Source organism: Kitasatospora sp. NPDC043949 (genome assembly GCF_056435365.1).
This window is the reverse complement of record NZ_JBWKEQ010000013.1, coordinates 141,047-158,810: the sequence shown is the minus strand read 5'-3', so window position 1 is coordinate 158,810 and position 17,764 is coordinate 141,047. Positions and strand designations below refer to the sequence as shown.

25 protein-coding genes and 1 pseudogene are annotated in these 17,764 nt (G+C 63.3%); all 26 read right to left on the bottom strand.

Annotation, left to right across the window (positions count from 1 at the left end):
• Window positions 1-73: 73 nt before the first annotated feature.
• Entirely contained in the window at window positions 74-610 is a 537-nt protein-coding gene (locus AC07AL_RS13985) for a deoxycytidylate deaminase (protein ID WP_478317530.1), read from the bottom strand.
• Window positions 607-882 carry a thioredoxin family protein gene (locus tag AC07AL_RS13980; RefSeq protein ID WP_478317529.1) on the bottom strand — a complete coding sequence of 92 codons (276 nt, stop codon included), beginning with the start codon at window positions 880-882 and terminating at the stop codon, window positions 607-609. Before AC07AL_RS13980 ends, AC07AL_RS13985 begins: the two co-directional genes overlap by 4 nt.
• On the bottom strand, window positions 882-2,639 hold the full coding sequence (locus AC07AL_RS13975; protein WP_478317528.1) for a DNA polymerase: 1,758 nt from the start codon (window positions 2,637-2,639) through the stop codon (window positions 882-884). Before AC07AL_RS13975 ends, AC07AL_RS13980 begins: the two co-directional genes overlap by 1 nt.
• 69 nt (window positions 2,640-2,708) lie before the next feature.
• Complete coding sequence (locus AC07AL_RS13970) at window positions 2,709-2,972, bottom strand: helix-turn-helix domain-containing protein (protein ID WP_478317527.1); 264 nt, start codon at window positions 2,970-2,972, stop codon at window positions 2,709-2,711.
• A gap of 94 nt (window positions 2,973-3,066) precedes the next feature.
• Entirely contained in the window at window positions 3,067-3,306 is a 240-nt protein-coding gene (locus AC07AL_RS13965; protein WP_478317526.1) for a hypothetical protein, read from the bottom strand.
• Window positions 3,299-3,490, bottom strand: coding sequence for a hypothetical protein (locus AC07AL_RS13960; RefSeq protein WP_478317525.1), 192 nt, complete (start codon window positions 3,488-3,490; stop codon window positions 3,299-3,301). The genes AC07AL_RS13965 and AC07AL_RS13960 overlap by 8 nt, the downstream gene beginning before the upstream one ends.
• The gene (locus tag AC07AL_RS13955) at window positions 3,487-3,648 is read right to left on the bottom strand and encodes a hypothetical protein (protein WP_478317523.1); all 162 of its coding nucleotides are present in this window, start codon (window positions 3,646-3,648) and stop codon (window positions 3,487-3,489) included. The genes AC07AL_RS13960 and AC07AL_RS13955 overlap by 4 nt, the downstream gene beginning before the upstream one ends.
• Window positions 3,645-4,394, bottom strand: a complete 750-nt coding sequence (thyX, locus tag AC07AL_RS13950; protein ID WP_478317522.1) for an FAD-dependent thymidylate synthase — start codon at window positions 4,392-4,394, stop codon at window positions 3,645-3,647. The genes AC07AL_RS13955 and thyX overlap by 4 nt, the downstream gene beginning before the upstream one ends.
• Window positions 4,395-4,480: 86 nt before the next feature.
• Entirely contained in the window at window positions 4,481-4,957 is a 477-nt protein-coding gene (locus AC07AL_RS13945; RefSeq protein ID WP_478317521.1) for a hypothetical protein, read from the bottom strand.
• A gap of 152 nt (window positions 4,958-5,109) precedes the next feature.
• Window positions 5,110-7,131, bottom strand: a complete 2,022-nt coding sequence (gene nrdJ / locus AC07AL_RS13940) for a ribonucleoside-triphosphate reductase, adenosylcobalamin-dependent (protein ID WP_478317520.1) — start codon at window positions 7,129-7,131, stop codon at window positions 5,110-5,112.
• A 10-nt stretch (window positions 7,132-7,141) separates the two neighbouring features.
• Complete coding sequence (locus AC07AL_RS13935; RefSeq protein WP_478317519.1) at window positions 7,142-7,801, bottom strand: hypothetical protein; 660 nt, start codon at window positions 7,799-7,801, stop codon at window positions 7,142-7,144.
• A 34-nt stretch (window positions 7,802-7,835) separates the two neighbouring features.
• Entirely contained in the window at window positions 7,836-8,603 is a 768-nt protein-coding gene (locus tag AC07AL_RS13930; protein ID WP_478317518.1) for a hypothetical protein, read from the bottom strand.
• A complete protein-coding gene (locus AC07AL_RS13925; RefSeq protein ID WP_478317517.1) occupies window positions 8,600-9,109 on the bottom strand; it encodes a DUF3310 domain-containing protein in 510 nt (169 codons plus the stop codon). The genes AC07AL_RS13930 and AC07AL_RS13925 overlap by 4 nt, the downstream gene beginning before the upstream one ends.
• A gap of 1 nt (window position 9,110) precedes the next feature.
• A complete protein-coding gene (locus tag AC07AL_RS13920) occupies window positions 9,111-9,740 on the bottom strand; it encodes a toprim domain-containing protein (RefSeq protein ID WP_478317516.1) in 630 nt (209 codons plus the stop codon).
• A gap of 34 nt (window positions 9,741-9,774) precedes the next feature.
• Window positions 9,775-9,960 (bottom strand): annotated as a pseudogene (locus AC07AL_RS13915) (CHC2 zinc finger domain-containing protein); the annotation flags it as partial.
• A complete protein-coding gene (locus tag AC07AL_RS13910; RefSeq protein WP_478317515.1) occupies window positions 9,932-10,093 on the bottom strand; it encodes a hypothetical protein in 162 nt (53 codons plus the stop codon). The gene AC07AL_RS13910 and the pseudogene AC07AL_RS13915, both read right to left, overlap by 29 nt.
• A complete protein-coding gene (locus AC07AL_RS13905; protein ID WP_478317549.1) occupies window positions 10,090-10,524 on the bottom strand; it encodes an endonuclease VII domain-containing protein in 435 nt (144 codons plus the stop codon). The genes AC07AL_RS13910 and AC07AL_RS13905 overlap by 4 nt, the downstream gene beginning before the upstream one ends.
• Before the next feature lie 169 nt (window positions 10,525-10,693).
• Window positions 10,694-11,500, bottom strand: coding sequence for an AAA family ATPase (locus AC07AL_RS13900; RefSeq protein ID WP_478317514.1), 807 nt, complete (start codon window positions 11,498-11,500; stop codon window positions 10,694-10,696).
• 81 nt (window positions 11,501-11,581) lie between these two features.
• Window positions 11,582-12,403, bottom strand: a complete 822-nt coding sequence (locus tag AC07AL_RS13895; RefSeq protein ID WP_478317513.1) for a RecB family exonuclease — start codon at window positions 12,401-12,403, stop codon at window positions 11,582-11,584.
• Window positions 12,396-12,743, bottom strand: a complete 348-nt coding sequence (locus tag AC07AL_RS13890) for a hypothetical protein (protein WP_478317512.1) — start codon at window positions 12,741-12,743, stop codon at window positions 12,396-12,398. The genes AC07AL_RS13895 and AC07AL_RS13890 overlap by 8 nt, the downstream gene beginning before the upstream one ends.
• Before the next feature lie 62 nt (window positions 12,744-12,805).
• The gene (locus AC07AL_RS13885) at window positions 12,806-13,441 is read right to left on the bottom strand and encodes a hypothetical protein (protein WP_478317511.1); all 636 of its coding nucleotides are present in this window, start codon (window positions 13,439-13,441) and stop codon (window positions 12,806-12,808) included.
• Between the two features lie 589 nt (window positions 13,442-14,030).
• Complete coding sequence (locus tag AC07AL_RS13880; protein ID WP_478317510.1) at window positions 14,031-14,240, bottom strand: hypothetical protein; 210 nt, start codon at window positions 14,238-14,240, stop codon at window positions 14,031-14,033.
• Between the two features lie 1,126 nt (window positions 14,241-15,366).
• A complete protein-coding gene (locus tag AC07AL_RS13875; protein WP_478317509.1) occupies window positions 15,367-15,660 on the bottom strand; it encodes a hypothetical protein in 294 nt (97 codons plus the stop codon).
• 261 nt (window positions 15,661-15,921) lie between these two features.
• Complete coding sequence (locus AC07AL_RS13870) at window positions 15,922-16,182, bottom strand: hypothetical protein (protein WP_478317508.1); 261 nt, start codon at window positions 16,180-16,182, stop codon at window positions 15,922-15,924.
• 192 nt (window positions 16,183-16,374) lie between these two features.
• Window positions 16,375-17,235 (bottom strand): hypothetical protein, encoded by an 861-nt coding sequence (locus tag AC07AL_RS13865; RefSeq protein ID WP_478317507.1) that lies wholly within the window; start codon window positions 17,233-17,235, stop codon window positions 16,375-16,377.
• A gap of 11 nt (window positions 17,236-17,246) precedes the next feature.
• Entirely contained in the window at window positions 17,247-17,558 is a 312-nt protein-coding gene (locus tag AC07AL_RS13860) for a hypothetical protein (protein ID WP_478317506.1), read from the bottom strand.
• Between the last annotated feature and the right edge of the window lie 206 nt (window positions 17,559-17,764).

Sequence of the window (17,764 nt, the reverse complement as noted above, 5' to 3'; positions counted from 1 at the left end):
TCCATGCTGTGAATGGTAACGCCGAGCATCCCAATGGATGCCTGGAACGTGGAAAGAATGCTTCGCGAGACTGCTAGATGCCGCCGGTTCGGTACCGGCGGGCCTGGATTCCCCGGCCGAGTTCGTAGGCTTCGCGGTGCGAGATCGCACCGTCTTCTTCCTTCGAGACCGGCGCGCTCTCGATGTCTTCGACCTTACTCACAGCCCCGTTGCATGTCAACCTGTCGTCCGGTCGATAGGGCCACCGAACCGTTTCAATCCCCGCTGCCCGGATCATCTTCGAACAGGCGCCGCAGGGTTCCCGGGTGACGTAGAGGGTTGCGCCGACGCAATCGGCCCGGTTCGCGTAGAGCAGGGCATTCGCCTCGGCATGGATCTCAACGCACCCGTCGTACGACGATCCTGAGGGCGCATCGGAGAGGCATCGCGGGCATTGCCCTTCGTGACACGAAGGCTCACCGGGCGGAGATCCGTTGTAGCCGGTCGAGACGATCCGCTTGTCTGGCGACACCAGGACGGCACCGACCTGGCTGCGGATGCAGTCGCCGCGCAGGGCCACGGCCCCCGCGATGGTATGGAAGTACAGGTCCCAGGTCGGCCGGCCGCTCACAGGGCCTCGGCCTGGTCGAAGAGGGCGCGGACGGCCTTGGCGTCGAGACTGCCGATCCGCCGGCCGATCTCGGCGTCCAGGTCGAACGCGAGCAGGGCCGGCACCCCTCGCACGTTGTACTCGGAGAACAGTTCCGGGGCCTTCTGAAGGTTGATCTCCTGGACCAGGAGCCCGCGTTCCTCGGCGGCCTGGTGGACGACGGGCTTGGCCCTGTCGCACGGCGTGCAGGTGTCGGAGGTGAACAGGAGATAGCGGGTGGTGCACTCGGTCATCAGGCTTCCTTCGTCTCGTACTTGCTGCCCCAGGACCGGCCGGCAACCTCTAGGTCGGTGTCGATGAGCACACCCTTCATCTGCTGGCGCATGATGCGGGCGGCCTCCGCTCCCATCTCCTGCGCCTGGCCGGCCGGGAAGGAGAACACGCACTCGTCGTGCACGGGCAAGCGCATGAAGGGCGTGTATCCGGCCTCGTGGAGCCGGATGAGCGCCGAGCCGGTCACGTCCCGGCTGGTGCTTTGGATCATGTAGTTCAGGGCGGAGTACGGGCGGTCCTCATCGACCACAAGCCGCCGGCCGACCGGCGTCTCTACGTGGCCGTACCTGGTCGCCTTCTTCGAGAGCATGTCGTTGTACTTGTGGAGCCCCGGATAGGTCTTCCAGAACGCCTTGATGACCCCTGCGGCCTCCCTGAGCGGAAGCCCGCTCTGTTCGACTAGGGCCTTCGCCCCGCCGCCATAGGCGGACAGGAAGTTGGTCATCTTGCCGATGCCTCGGGAGACTTGGGCACCGTCTGCCGTGATCTGGTGAAGGTCCGCGCCTTCGAGGAAGGCCCGCATCATCACCGGGTCCTGGCTGAGCGCCGCAGCGACACGAAGTTCCTGGGCCTTGTAGTCCACGGCGGCCGTGACATGGCCTTCGTCCGCGACGAAGCAGTTCCGCACGTACGGATCGCCACTGGGAAGCGTCTGGGCCGGGATGCCCGTGACACTCATCCGGGCGCTGCGGGCACCCATGCTGTTGATCGACGCGTGGCACCGCCCGTCAGGATCGGCGGTCTCCAGGAACGTTTCGAACCAGGTCTTGGCCCACTTGCCGGCCCGCTTCCCTTCGATGATCGCCTCAACCAGAGGGTCACGCCGATGAGCGCCCAGAAGGACCTTATCGACCTTGTAGTCCCCCGACGGGGTACGGTCCTTGATCTTGATCCCGCGCCCGATCAGCGCCTCGGCCACCTGCCTCGGGGCGTTGATGTTCTCCAGTCCGAAGAAGAGGGCCTTGGCCTTCCAGAAGTCTTCTTGCGCCCGCAGGCGCATCGCCTCAGTCTTCGTGTAATCACCGTCGAGGAGGTATCCGGTCCGCGCCATGTAGGCGCATACCTCAGCGAGTTTGTGTTCGTAAGGGATGAGCCGGTGGCTCGACGCCGGGACCATCGGGCCGATCTTCATCGCCAGGCGGTAGGAGAGAACGGGGTCCATTCCGGCATAGAGATTGAAGACGGGATCTTGGAGATCCACAATCCGCCAGATCTTCGCCTTCGTGGTCCGGTATGCCTTCGCGAGAGCACCCATGGAGCCTTTGACCCGTTCCGCGGTCTCCTTGCAGAGATAGCGTCCAGTCATGAACTCCAGGCTGTGCCCGAATCCGTCCTTCACACCCCGAGAGTCAACGAGATGCCCGAGAATGCGATTGTCCACGAGCTTCGGGAACATCGTCTCGGCTTTGACTCCCCATGCCTGATCCATGGACAGGAAGTCGAAGGTCCCGTTGTTCATGAACACCTTCCCGAGGTGCCCGAGTGCGGAAACCGTCTCGGCTTGGAACTGCTCGCTCTCTTCGACCGGCAGAATCCAGGACTCTTCAGCATTGCCGAACTGGGCGAGGCGCACCCGGTAGTCCGGTTGGAAGATCTCCAGTCCGGTCGTTTCGAGATCGAATCCGAGGCCGCGCTGATTGCGTCGGATGAACTCACGGAAGGCATCCAGGTCTTCCGGCCGTTCTACTCGATGCATGGTGACCGGCTGGCCGGCCATCCGATAGCACCAGCTACGCACCGACCAGCCCCCTGTCACGTTGCATGTCAACCCTTGGGCGTGCGTTGATCATGCGTAGTACTTGCGGCGGATGATGCGGCTGATGGTCGCGGGGTTCACGCCGTACAGCTCGGCGAGTTCCTTCTGTGTGTAGCCGTCGGAGTCGTAGGCCAGGCGGATGCGCTCGGCGTCCTCGCGGCTCAGCTTCTTGCGGTTGGTGCGGGTCTGAAGCTCCGCGCGCAGCAGCTCGGCGTCACGCTGGGCTGCCCGCAGGCGGACCTTGGCCTGAGTGAGTTCCTGGCGCAACAGGCGGTTGGACGAACGGAAGATCACTTCTTGGTTCCCTTCTGGCCGAAGCACAGGCCGATGATCAGAAGCAGGTCGAGCAGTAGGTTCGTGGCGATGAGCACGTGCACCAGAGCCTCGTTCACTCCGCACCGCCCGAGGTGGCGTTGTCGATGAACGCGCACACCAGGTGCGCCGCCAGGTCTTCCGGCAGGCCGGTGCGGGCGTGGGCGTAGAGGCCGGCCGATGAGTCGGCGATCTGCCGGTACAGGCCGCTGGCCAGACCCAGGCCCTTGCCGACCTCATCGCGGATGACGCTGTTGGCGGCCTGGTCCATCTGATCGGCCAGCTCGCGGAACACCTTGTCGAAGTCGTCAGACATCGGCGGCCTCCGTGATCGCCTCGAAGCGGACGCTCACCAGATCGGGAACGTACTCCTCCGGCATCTCAGCGAAGGGGTTGTGCCGGGCGTCGAACTCGGCCATCTCTCGGGCCGTCGAGCACCCGGGGTAGTGCTCGGCGTCCGCCCAGTACTCCATGACGGCCGTCACGCGGATCTTCTTCACTTGCTCTTCTCCTCCCGCAGGCGGGCCAGGGTCTTCTTGTCGAGGTACAGCGGCCCGTCGAACTCGGGCGCGTAGTTGGCCGGCACCGTGCGCCGTCCGCAGTTCAGGCAGTCAGCGGGCATCTCGGCGTAGCCGTCGAGGCACCAGGTGCACTTCACTTCGTCAGCTCCGCGAAGTCGTAGTCCTCGCCGGTGGGCCGGTGCGGGATGTCCTGGAAGCAGGACGGGGCCAGGGCTCGCAGCCACGTCAGGATCTCGGCTGCGAACTGGGTGATCTCGGCGTCTGCGGCGATGTGGTACCGCTTGCCGATCACGTCTCGCCAGGCCCGCAGGTTGCCGGTCACCACGAGATCGACAGGCGCGCAGTTCGGCAGGACCGCGCGGGCCGCCTCGCGGGCCTGCTTCCGCTTCAGGCCCCGATCGGTCAGGATCTTGACCAGGGTGGTGTACTCGCCGGTCAGCTCCTCGTACAGGGGCTCGATGACCTTCTCGGCCAGGCCGGGCACCTCGGCGACGGCCGGCGGGATCACGGGCCGGGTCTGGCTGTAGTCCACGAAGCGCTGCGACTCCACCGAGAAGGACAGGTGCCTGTGCCGAGTGAGCTCGGCCAGCAGGGAACGGCTGACGCCCTGGACGTAGAACGTCGCGCTCGCATGCTCCATCACCGAGAAGTGGCCCTGGTCGATGATGTTGGACATGTAGCCGTCCACGTGGGCCGTGGCCGGGTTCGGCCGGTCCCACGACTTGTAGCAGGCGCGGCCGGCGAACTCCGTCAGCCGCTCCGCGGTGGTCCCACCATCCTCAAGTCCCCATGCATCCTTCGGGGTTGGGTCGTAGCCGAGCCGTTCGCACAGCTCTTCGAAGTCGTCATTGAGGACGGTCGAGGCGATGAAGTGAACCTGCATGGGGTGCTCCTTGTCAGCTGGACGGGACGGGGGGCCGGCCGGAGCCGGCCGCCACGTTGCATGTCAACCCAGAGGGCTGGCGAGGGTCAGTTCTCGAAGATCGGCTTCGCGTCGCGGTCGTTCGGGTCGGTCCACATCCGGTACGCCTTGCCGGTCTTCTTCGAGACGCCCGACTTGAAGACGTAGTGCGCGGGCACGTTCGACGGCCGCGCCGGCTGCTGGGCGGACGGCTCGCTACCGCCGCCGCTGGCGGCCTGGCCGGCCTTCTGGGCGCCGGTCGAGGCGAAGTACGATCCGACCTTGGCCACGTCGTCCACCAGGGCCTTCAGGGCCTCCTTGTCGGCCATCTGCTCGTGGGCGTCACGCAGGTTCGCGCCCCGCAGGACGATCCACGGCGCGTCATAGCCGCTGCCGCCCTTCAGGGTGATACTGACGCCGGTCTCGCCGCGCTCGGGGCTGGTGGTGGTCACGCTGGTCTCCTTGATGGTGGTGTCGGCCTGCTCGGTGGCGGTGCCGAAGGGGTCGGTGGTGGTGTTGTCGTCGGCGAACGGGTCGTAGGTCATGGGGTCCTCAGATGGGTTCGTGGTTCGGCGTGCACCTCGCGCACGCCAGGGCTTCGACGCCGCCGGCATCGACGGGCGTCATGTCTTCCTCAGGGATCTCCCGGGCGGTGCAGATCTCGCAGTCCGCGAGCCAGGGAAATCCGCGGTCGCTCCTATCGCACGGGGCATGCTCCACTGCTGCACTCCTCATCGACGCCATCGGCCACCGCCCGCACGGCGGCCTGCTCGTACTGCTCCTGAGTGATCCGCTCGTACGGGCTCTGCGGTCGGCTCGTCTCGGGGAACACCGTCGTCCCCTTCAGGACGGGGCCGAACTCCCTGATCAAGTCCGCGAGTTGCTGCGTGGTGTACCGCTCGGGCTGGACGTTCACCGTGTAGGACACGGCATTGTCCGCCCAGTGCTCCTGATAGAGGAGCTGCACGCTCAGCATCTCGGCCGGCGTCAGGTCCGATGCGGACTGCACGATGACCTGCGCGGCCTCCTGGCCGTGGATCTGCTCCACCTCGGCCAAGAGACTGTCCTTCGTGGGGATGGTGACCACAGCCGTGTTCTGGGCGTACTGGCACGGCTCCACGTGGAAGCCGAGCCGCCGGTACTCGGCCAGCTGCTTGGCCTGGTCCTCATCCACCGTCGAGAACCGGATGCGCCGCAGGAAGTACGGCGCGAAGATCGCGTGGATTCCCTCGCTCACCCCGGGCATCTTGGCAATGGTCCCGGTCGGCGCCACGGTGCGCGTCTTGACCGGCCTCGGAATCCGAAGATCGTGGCTGTAGCAGTCCGCTTCCTCTTCGACCACCGCCGCCATGTCCTCCAGAAGCGCGATGACCTCTGGATGACGCGGGGCATCCGAGTAGCGGATGCCCATCTTGGCAAGCATGCCGGCCAGACCGAGATGACCGACGCCGATCCGGCGATTGCGGGCCAGCGTCGCGGCCTGCTTGGAGTCGTTCACGTCCCCGTAGGTCGCCCTGATCAGGAAGCGGGTCATCAGACGGTGCGCGACCATCAGCCCGGCCTTGTCGAGGTGGCCGGCCTGGTCCACGAACGCGGACAGATTGACGTGCCCCAGGTTGCAGTTCTCCCACGCCTCCAGGCAGATTTCTCCGCAGGGGTTCGTGGCGATCACCGGGTTCGGTTCACCCTGGTTGGCGTAGTCCGAGTTCCAGATGCCCGGCTCACCGTTGGTGATCATCCCCTCGGTGATCCTGTGCAGGATCGAGGCCGCACCCTGGTCGCCCTCGTTGACGGCCCGGAAGAACCGGTTGTCCACCTCTACTGAGATGTTCGTCGTCCAGTGCCGGGTGAAGTCCTGCTTGCAGGTGAGGAAGTCGCCGATCTGCTGGTCATCCCATCGCATGATCGCCATGCGGGCCGAGCGGCGTACACCGCCCGAGACGACGCATTCGGCGATGGCGTGGTCAATCGCCATCGCGTCCAGGCCGAGCATCTTGGCGAACGGCCGGCCGGCCACCTCGTTCATGACGGCCTGTACCTCCCGCAGCATCCGCGCCAGCGGCGCGGGCCCGGAGGCCGTACCGCCGAACGTCTTCAGCCGGGCGCCGGCCGCCCGCACCCGGGACACGTCATAGACGCGGTTGCGGTGCTGCACGTCGGCCGAGTAGTACGTGCTGAGCAGATCGACCAGGGCGGCCGACCAACCTTCCCGACTGTCCTCCACCTCGAAGGCACCGTCCCAGTCGGGATCGTAGGCGTCCGAGATCAGGCCGGCGGCCCGCATCTCCTCGAAGTCCTGGTGTGCCGGGTCGCAGACGATGTGAACCTCGTGCTCACGCTGGACCAGGCCGTAGCCGTCGAGGAGGCGGTTCGAGTAGTTCGCGCCGACGCCTCCGCCTTCCATGAGCCTGAGGAACAGGAAGTCGAAGTGCTCCGCGGGCGTCGAACTCCAGCCGGAGACATGACAGTTGAAGAGGTACTGGCGACCCTTCACGCCGGACGCCCACAGGTGCCGGCCAGCGGGCAGCACCTTGAACGAGGTCATCATCTCGGCCAGGCGCTCACGCTCACCTTCCAGCAGGTGAGCGGTGTTGAGGCTCAGGTTCCCGTCCACGACGCGAGCAACGGTCTCGGGCCACTCCTCGCGGCTGCCGTCCGGCTTCTTCCGGGAGTACGTCCGCTCGTAGACATCCTGGCCCGTCTGACTCGGGAAGTGCATTCCCATCCTTTCAGTAGTTCGAATCGGTTGCGTGGCGGGCCGCAGCGCCGTCCAGAGGCGCCCGACTGCCGGCACCCTCGTAGCTGATTTCCGCTCGCGCTCGGCTCGTGTTCATGTGCTTGGCCAGGGATTCGATCGCCCGACTCAAGGTCTTGCGGTGCGGGATCTCCACGTCCAGGACGTACCGGTCGAGGATGACCTGACGGTAACTGTCCCTCAGGCGGCCCATACCGTAATCCAGGTCGATCTTGTCGTCATGCGTGACCCGCTCGGCGAAGTCGCTCTTCGACTTCCGCCCCGTGACCAGCACCCCGATCTGAGCGTCCAGCAGACTGTCAGCCTCGGGGCCTTCCAGGAGACCCCGTTCCAGGAGTCTCCGAACATCCCACGTCGAGTAGTAGTGCTGGAAGGCGAACCGCCGATACTCGTACATCAACTTCGAAGCGCACTGGTCCGCCATCATGCGGACCAGTCGGCCAGTCGAAGCTTCGCCGTTCTCCAGCGACTTCCTGACGAATCCCGGAGACTCCACCATCTTCAGGAGTACTTCCTGTTCGATGTCCCCGGCATCGACAGCGGCACCCCAGCTTCGGGCGACGATCATCGACGCCCGCCGCGCCTTCTCCTGAAGGCCCTTCCACTGCTCCGCAGTGATCTCGCCGTCCTGCATTCCGATCCTCTCAGCCACTACGTTGCATGTCAACCTAAAGGCGGTAGACAGCGCCGTCCACGATGAACTGACCACGCCCGATCCGGACGGGAGTCACCTGGACGTGCTCATGGTTCACGTCCACCAGGCCGAAGCCCTGCTGCCAGTTACCGGAGTACCCGGCGAGGTACTTGGCCTTACGCCGGTCCATGAGGTTGCCCACCTCCATGCCGGTCAGGGTCACCGACATGCCGTCCACGCCGGTCGTGTGAGAGCCCACACCAAGCCTATGAGTGTGCCCCATGATGATGTTCCGCCCGAGCTTCTTGGCGGCGTTCAGCGCTGTGTTCCCGGCGATCTGGGACAGGCCGATCTTCCCCAAGTGCCCATGCGTCATGGTCCAGCGCGGCGCGAAATGGTAGAAGTCCGGCACGAACTGGATGCCGAAGTCATCGAGACGCAGCAACGCCCGCTCCGAGAAGACACCTTCGTCGGCGATAGCCGGCGCGTACTTCTCGGCGTACTTCATCGGCCGCTCACCATGGTTGGAGCCGAGCAGCACCGAGGGGCCATCGAACACCTTCCGCAGTTCCATGCAGTAGTGCTTGCGGGCGAACGCCGCCTCCTCGAAGACGGAATCCTGGTACTCCGCCCGGGTGTCCTTCGTCCATCGACCAGGTGACGTGTAGTCGTTGATGTCCCCGATGTTCACCACCTCATCGGGCTTGTAGTCCGCGATGAACCTGAGCACCGCCTTCCAGGCCCGTCGGTCGTGCAGCGGCATCTGAAGGTCGGAGACGACCACATAGCGCTTCGCTGTCACCGGCCGGCCCCCGCCTTCTCCAGTCGGGTGATCTCCCGCTCGGTGTACCAGAGGGCCTTCCGCAGGTCTTCAATCTCGGTCACCGCGGACTTCAGTCCCGCCCGAGCCAGATACTTCATCGCGTTACCCCGGTTGAAGTTCAACTGCTCGGTCAGGTCGATGATTTCGAGCCCGGCATAGGCCGTGTAATGCGCGGGATGGTTCACCGCGTCGTGGTCCTGGTCGTCCAGGCCGGCGCGCTGCGCGCACTCCTCCGTGAAGGCCAACCTCATGATCTCCTGTTCTCTGCTGGTACCGAGGGCCGCCTTCAACGGCCTCTCGTACAACCTCAGTTCATCCTCGCCGAAGACGCAGTGACCGCCCTCGGCGAGGTCCACATCGACGCCCCAGTGATCGCCCGGCCGCACGGCCGCCACAGCGCCCTTCAGGCCCTTCATGTGAGCCAGGCCGCCACCGGGGCGTACGACCTCCACCACATCGCCTTCGGCGAATCGACTGCGTTGCATGTCAACCTCCGATCCGCGAAAGGAGGGCCTGCCGGCCCTGGGTGACCACGAGCGAGTTCACGTCCTGGCCCGCCGGCATCTCGATGACCCGGGCGTTGGGGAGCTGGGCCTTCACGTGGTCGGCGAAGTCCCGGCCGGCATCGTCGCCGTCCGCCAGGATGTACACCCACTCGTACCCGAGCAGCGGTTCCCGGAAGTGCGGCTTCCAACTCGCCGCGCCCGGAACGCCCACCGCGTCAACTCCACAAGCCTGCGCCGTGATCGTGTCCAACTCGCCTTCACAGATGGCGATGGTGTCGCCGTCCTGGAGCAGAGCCCGGGTGTTGTAGAGCCTCGGCGTGTCACCCGCCACCGTGAGGTACTTGGGGCCCTCCCCGACGAGCCGCCGAAAGCGGATCGACACCACCGACCAGCGGTCTCCCGGCGCGACCCGAAGATACGGGATCGCCAGGCACCCCCGGTACTGGCCGTGCCCCGGAAGCGGCTCATCGACGTAGCCAAGGCGGAAGGGGCTGTGAACGCTCCCCAGCCCCCGGCTGGCCAAATACTCTTCGGCTGGACTGCCTTTCAGCGTGGTCGCGTACCGGCTGGTGGCTTCCATCAGAAAGCTCCGCTGCTCGGCGCTGAGCATCGGCAAAGCTGACGCCCTCCTGTTCTCGAATGATGCTGATCACGTCACCGCGGAACCCGCAGGAATGACAACGGACCGCTCCCTTGCCGAAGTTGACGGCCGCTGACGGCCGTGACTCCGCATGGGATGGACACAGGGTCGGAACCCATCCCTTGCGCTCGGCCGGCGGCTCCCACCCCTCGAAGTAGCGCTCAAGGACTCTCACGATCGGCGCCGCCATCGTCGTCTTCCGCCTTCTTCCGCACGGTCACCGGGAACTCTCGACCTTCCTCGCTCATGAGTCGCCAGGTCGGATCGAAGCGCCTCGGCCGGCCGACAGCCGGACCGAACGCTTCGTCATAGGTACTGGTCATGTCTCCTCTGGATTCATCGGGGCCCCGCCGTACCAGCGCCGCCCGAGGAAGCGATCACAGGGGTACGACTCCAGATAGTCAGCGGCGGCCCGCAGCCGCTCGGGCTTGTCCCGCGCGGCCGTCAGCAGCCGGCCGTTGCACATCCGGCACAGGAGTCCTCGAATCGCCCCCGTCTTGTGACAGTGGTCAACCGACAGGCGTTGCTTGCGAGTTCCGCCACAGATTGCACAAGCGCCTGCTTGCGCCTCGAAAAGGCTGTCGTACTCGCCAGGGCCCAGCCCGTACACCTCGCGCACCCTGGCCTCGTGGCTGGCCTTGCTCCTGGTCGTCTTCCGGCAGGCCGAGCAGACCCGTCCGCGCTGACCCTCGAAGAAACGGGCCGCGCGGTTGCGCTCACACTTCGAGCACTGCCGGTACCCGGCCCGCGTCATCCACTCCCCCAGCTCACCAAGTGCCAAGCACCGCAAGACTTGTGCGGCACCAGCCGCACCCCGGTCCGCGCCGCCACAGCCGCCGCTGCGGCCCGGCTCCGGAAGTTGCGCTCACCGCAGCGAGCGCACCGCTTCGACTTTATCGCCATCGTTGCATGTCAACCTTTCATCAGACGGGATCGGCGATCCGCATGCGGTCGCCGTCGAATTCGAGTTCCACGAAGGTCTGCCCGCTCGGGTCTGCCCGACCGCCACGGTTCTTCACCGTGGACACGCACAGCTTGTCGGACTCCACTCCGGGAATTCCCTCGATCTTGTGGAGCGTCAGGATCATCTCCGGAACTCGTCCGATCTGCCCCTTCACGCCGGACAGGGGAATCGGCTTGTCGGCATCGTTGTACGCGCCGGTCACGTGGTGCAGCCCGATGACACAGGCCATCGTGGCGCGAGCCATCGTGTGAAGGTAGTCCATCAGGGATTCCAGCCCCTTGAACGGGTCGTCCGCGTTCCCCTCGCCAGAACTACGGACGTTGGTAATGTTGTCGATCACCACGAGCCACGGGTATTCCCCGAAGACCTCCTCCCACGATTCGATACTCGCCTCGATCGTGGACAGATCGGGACTCGCGTCGTAGATCATCCGGACAGGCCGGCCGGGAAGCTCGGCCATCACTTCCATGTCGTCATCCCGCACGGCACGGATCGACTCCCGCATGGTCCGGCCCGTCAGGATGCTGATGGAGCGGGCCAGTTGCACGAAGGCGTCCGAGTCCGCCGAGAAGTACAGCACCGGCACGCCGGCCTGAAGCGCGTAGGCCAGGACAAGGGCACTCTTGCCGGTTCCCGGACCGGCCGCCACAAGGACGAGTTGCCCCCGCAGGAACCTGGTCCCCGCGTCGTCCAGGCCGCGCCACACCGTAGGCAGTGGCTCGCCGGCCGAGCCGCGAACGCGCCGGCTCTGCTTCAGGGTGTACATCCCCAACCTCCCAACTCAGTTACTTAGTTACAGGCTTACGTTGCATGTCAACCTCGCGGTCGAGAAAAAGAGCCCTCGTCGCTACCGTGCGAACTCGCACGAGAGGCTGACGGGACAGAACGAACAGTTCTCGCGGCTGGGCTTCGGTTCGAACTCCTCTGCCTTCACCGCCTGGTCGAGCTTCTTGAACACCTCGTCCACCTCCGGCCGGCCCCAGTCCCCCAAGTCGTACGGCTTGGTGGGGCCCCCCTTGCGGTTCTTGTTCCGGCCCATCCAGTAGTCGCCCTGGCTCAGTTCCAGGTCGGGCAGGACCGCTCCGAACATGTCCTCCACCGCGCGGGCGTAGACCGCGAGCTGAAAGTCATCGCCCGGCGCGTTACCGGTCTTGATGTCTCGTGGGATGACGCCGTACTGCGGGTGGTCGATGAGCTGGTCAATGTAGCCGACCACCTTCACGCCGTCGCACTCCATGTCGAACCGCAGCTCGACGGCCGGCACGTCGTCAGGCGTGATCCATACCTTCTCGTCCGGGGCCTGGACCTCGTAGTACTCGACGTACCCCGCGACCTGATCGAGGCCGATCCCGAACCGCCGCTCGATGTCCTGCTCACCCTTGTACGGGCCGCTGGCGAACCAGTAGTCAAGGTTCGGCGTGCTCTTGCACATGCGGTTGGTGTGGGCCGCGTAGGACTCCCGGAAACGCTCCTGGGCCTCCGCCGTGGTGCCGGCCCTCATGGTGTTCTCCCACCACTCCGCGGCCTCGTGCACGGCCAGCCCTTGAGCGAGCCACGCCGCCGGCCGGGCCCACACCTTGTCAACTCTCTCCAGCTTGTAGGCGTACGGGCACTTCTCGTATCCCTTCACCTGCGACACCGACCGGTGCAGGGTGCGAATGTCAGGCAAGTACGAGCCTCCTCGTGTTGATCCGCGCGGCGATCAGCTCAGCCTCGGCCTTGAGCTGGTCATCGGTGAGCACTCGACCGAAGTCGGCGTACACCCAGTCAATGCGACTATTCCCCCCGTATTCATCGTCGGGAACTTCAACCCTGCTCAGCAGGTAGCAGGTGTCACGGCGGATGAACTCCCCCAATTCTGGGGTGAGTTCGGATATGTCTCGATAGAGGGCACTCGCTGAGATCGCCATGACCTGAGCGTCACCCACCGCATGCCTCCATCCCACGATCACCATCGGGTGGTGAATCCAGAGAAGCCCGAGACGCAGCAGTTCGAAGTGGAAGTGCATGGGTAGTGTCCATTCGAGTTGCCGGGGGAACACCGTCATCCCCCCGGCCATTGCTCTTGATTCTATTTTGGCAGGCTTAGCAGTGGCCTGTTGAGAGGCGTGATCACCGTGTACTCATTCTCGCGAATGATCAGGTCACCATCACTGGCTTCACGGGGACAGTAGTCCCATCCACCGGCAGGAGAGATCCCCGGCTTCGACGGGATATTCGGATCGAAGACGACGATGACGTTATCGTCAATCAGTCTCCGAGTAAACCATGCAACCTTCTTCTTCCCCTCCTCACTCAGCTCCTCGGGGGCGAAGACGCTCACCATGAAGTCCCGAACTCTCATGAATGGTGCACAGCGCTGCTGAGCAGAACTCACCGAGCACGGGAACATCTTGAGGGCTTGCCTCCTCTTCGTTTCCCATGAAATTCCGTAGGCGCCGGACATTTTGCTGACAGCCTGACGGGTCACACCGAAGTGATCAGCGATGTTCTGCTGATTCCAACCGCGTCCCTTCAGCTTCGTGATGCCGGCCGGGGTCATCTCCCCCCGGGGAAGCTCCTCTGCTGGAAGCCCAGCCCCCTCGAACTTGCCGCTCATCGCTGCCCCGTTCTTCTCTCCTCGAAAGGTATCTGCTGCGCGAATGATCCCCATCCTAGGGTTGACATGCAACGCAGTCAAACCGGACCGGTGGGTGTCGTAGGTCACGAGACGCACCGATGACCCGAGCGGGCACCTCTCCACGGGCGGCCTGACGTGCAGACAAACCGTGCACTCAAACGGAGCGTGACAACGGGAGGCCGCTCCGTGCACCAAGCAGAAACTATGAAATGGCATGCCAACGGCTTATACCTCCTACTTTTGGGGGAGGGCACCCCCGCCACTCGGCGGGGGTGTCCGATAGCGACTGGTGTTCGTGGTGTTCCGCACGGTCCGTCTGTGACAGGAGCCACAGGCGCCAGTGATCCTTACCCGCACAGCCGCCGGCCTCTTCCACCCCCGCCCGCAGCCGGGTACCCAGCACCGGGGTACTCAAGGCGGGAGTACCCAGTACCGGGGTACCCAAGGCAGGGGTACCCAAGGCAGGGGGGTAGCTGGAGGGGAGGGGAAGGGAGAGGGGGGAGGAAGAGGGGGAGGGAGGGGAGGGGGACGGGAGGGGGACGGGAGGGGGACGGGAGGGGAGGGGGCGGGAGGGGAGGGAAGTGGACAGATGGGACGGAACGGGTATGGTGGGTCACCCAAATTGGTTTAGACCGTGAAAGATCATCATTACCACTACCATGAAGCACTCGACTTATCAGCCGTTGAGCCGAATGTCCCAGGAATCCCCTGGGAGCTTGCTCAGCCACGCCGCCAAGCACTCCCGGGCCATTTCCGCGGTGACCCCTTCGTTGGCCAAGTCCGGTCGCATCTCGCTCCAGAACTCGACCAAATTGCCGGCCTGGTCGATCAAAGCCGCGGCGATGCCGGCCTTCTGCTTCCTCGTCGGCCTGGTGATCTCTTCCATCTCAATCCTTTCGGTTTCCGCCGACCGTCAGCCGGCGTCCTTCAGCTCTCTCGCGCGTATATACGCGCGCGTATATACGTACGCGCGCGCGAGGGACTTGCCGACTCTCTCCACCCGGACCAGGACACTGCCGGCGGCCAGCTCGGTGACGCAGCAGCAGGCCCCCTTGGCTCTAGTCACACGCAGTGGTGTCACGATGACGCGGCACTCCGTATCCGCTCCGGGTCAAGGTGGGGCGCGTCACATTCGCCTCACCCCTCCCCCGACCCAGAGCCGCACCACTCCCCGAATCCGACACTGACAGGCAAGCCCAAAGCACCCCCACACGGGCCAAAAAGGGCCGAATACCGCCGGTAACCCAGTGAGCTTGACCAGGGAGACCAAAGCGACCCCCACTGTCCCTATGGGCCCTTTCTGGCCTTTTCGGCTTGACCGGTTGCGCCTGCCGAACTGGATGCACCAACCCCTGCCGGATAGCCGGGCGGAACGCATGCGACAGTGCCCAAAATCGCCCCTCTCGCAGCCTTTCAGGGGCACCCTGGACTGAGAGACCAGAGTGGGGGTTGCGGCTGCCCTAGGGCCCTTTCTGGCCGTTTTCAGACGTGGTGACACGGGTCACACCTACTGTCATTCAGGAACGCAAAAAGCCCCCACGGGCAACCCGGAATTTCCGGGTCACCCGTAGGGGCTCAATGTGACTGTCTTTTAAGTCCCGCCGCTTGGACTGAAGAACTCGACTGCTAGGCGTTTGGCATGCCCGGCATTTTCGGCATAGCGATATTTCGGATGCTCAATCTTCGTGATGCTGTCGCCGAAGATGAGCCACAGTCGTTTCGTGTAGCGGTTCCATTGGACCGCGATTCGATCGCTACTCGGATCAGGGAAAGTGACAGTGGTCGGATTCGCGTATGCCTTCAGAGTCAAACCTTTCGCTGGATTGGACGAAGAGTGATGTTCTCTTCTTCTCGGGATCGCTTCCCGCATTCGTCAGTGTCGCAATAAGGCGTTGACAGGAACCGCTTATCTCCGTAGCGCTCCCAGTCTTCCCAGACCGTTGCCAGATTCTCACAGTCCCACTTGTGGCAGAACGGATTGCGCTTGTCGTCATAGGTAGTACTGCTGGAAATCACGCCTCCACCGCCTTTCGGTCTGCCACGATGACCGGAAGCTCATTGCGATAGTCCGCCACCTTGATATATCCGCCTTCCATGACGGACATTGTGTAATCCACTGAATCTTCCCGAGTGATGGCCCGCTTTTCCGGCTGGACATAGACGCAGATTCGGGGGTGACTCCCCTTAGCTATGCTGTGCCACTTCCGGGCCGACGTAAAAACGACTTCCAGCCGGTCAAGGTGAACGAATAGATTCACCTCACCGATGTCACTGGTGCTGTCCAGGTACTCAACCGCGTAGGTCATTCCGCCACCTTTGAAGCCGTGTATTCGAACCGGAGCGGGCCGGTAAGGTCGTTATGGTCCGTGATCTCAGTACCGACAGGCACCGAAACCATCATTGTTGTGTATGCCTCGTATTCACCGCCAACGTAGTTCTGTGCGAACCCCGTTGCTGCCTCCCAAGCTTCCAGACCACAGATACTCTCCGGTCCCCGCATGATCAGCGTGATAGGAGATGGAGTTTCGGTCGTTCCACTGTCGCACCAATCAATGCCAACGATGTAATCAACCACGGAACCAGTTCGGCCCTTCACCCCAGAAGAGAGACATAATCTCTTTACCCAAAACGTCGTCACCTGATTCCGTCTCACATTCCATGCAGATGATCCGGAATCCAACCTCGCTAAAGTGGCGGATAGACAGGTCTGTCTTCCCCTGCCAATCGCGGGAGAGATCAAGCCAGCATTCTGCCGAAACTTCCAGTTCTCCGCCGCAATCAGGCGCCATGCACCGGAACTCGGTTTCCTCAGCTACGAGAGTCGTCAAAGTAGTCTGCTCCATTCTTCAGGCCAACGACAGCGTCACCGATCACCGGTTCGCATTCATGGACGAAGTACTTCCGGCGGTTGTCTTTCAAGGCCAGTTCCGCCCATCGGTGTGCTTCTTCGGGGGAATCGGCTTTCACTGGCACAACGTAGACCCGAACGATGTCTACGGGAATCCAATACGTTTCACTCATCACGCCACCGTTTCGAAAAGCTCAAGCTGTCCGGGAATCTCGATACGCGGGGAAGGCATTGCATCGCTGTGACGCTTTCCGCTGTCGCACTGGCATTCCAGGTTATTGGCGAGTTCTTGCGCCAGACCAGAGCAGAAGCCACGGAACGAATCGGCCACCGTACCGGAGCACTCCGAGCACTCCCCTGAAGTGCCTACGCAATCCAGGCAAAGGATAGGCACGAGGCTGCCCGAAGGAATCCATTCGTCACAGTCGGCGCACTGCCGGTAATCCATCTTCTCAACGACCTTTTGCACATCCCAGCATGAGCAGTCGTCACAGTCGCTATCCCCGGCATCGTGCAATGCCTGGAGAATGTCCGAAGCTTCTACGCCTTCCGGAAAGCTGTAGTTGCTCTCCAGGACATCTATCGCATTGTCGTACTCAAGCTCACTCACGCGGGATTCATCAAGGCAACCATCTGTCGCAAGCGCGCTTTCCAGCCTTTCCACCACTTCCCGCGCTTCGGGGCACGAGTAGTCATAAGCAATGCTGCCATTCCAAAAGACGTACGTAGGTCGGCCGACCTTTTCGTCTACGTCATCCAGGGCGGCCAGAACGGTTTCAGTGTTGGCAACGTTCTGTGCATGTTGGCAGAAATGACCGTAGTAGGAGTCACTTTCACTAGTCCAGGAAATCGCGTCTCCACCCGGCTCGAAGACTACCGCAAAGCCTTTCCACTCCTGCGCTTTCGCCGCATCCGTCGCATGCCAAAGGCGAATGCGGATGTTGCTTTCGATGTGCCTAACCGTCTGCTCACTGCTGATGATCCGGGTTCCCGGGCAGAGTTGGACATAATCCTTGTAAAGGCTGACAGTCATTATTGAACCTCTCAGACAGCTTGGAAGACGTACCCGGACACGGTCATGTGGTGACGGCATGAGAAATCAACCATGTTGATTACCGGACTCCACCCTAGGTTTCCCTCGAATGCTTCCCGGAACTTCTCGTCAGTCTCGAAGGTGTGCCGGTGGGCAAAGTCTTCAAACGTCTCGCTTTCCTCAGCTTGCCCTATCAATGCCACGTCGAATAGCTTGGCTGCCGATTCGGCGTCACCAACATAGGCCACATACTCAGTGAATGCGCCTAGCATCTCCAGGCCGATCCCGTGCGTTTCGGCCACGTCCAAGAGGACCGATTTCATCATTCCCATGATTCCCCTACGTTGCATGTCAACCTAAGACCCGGAAGATCAGCCCGCGCAACAGCGCGAGCAATCCCGAGCATGTATGTCCGCCAACCGTCGATAGACCGATGCGAGGTAGCGGTCCGATTCGACATACGCCCGCCACAGGTCTGCCGAATAGCGCCGACCAGCGAACATCCGATCCCGGGCCTTACCGCGACTAC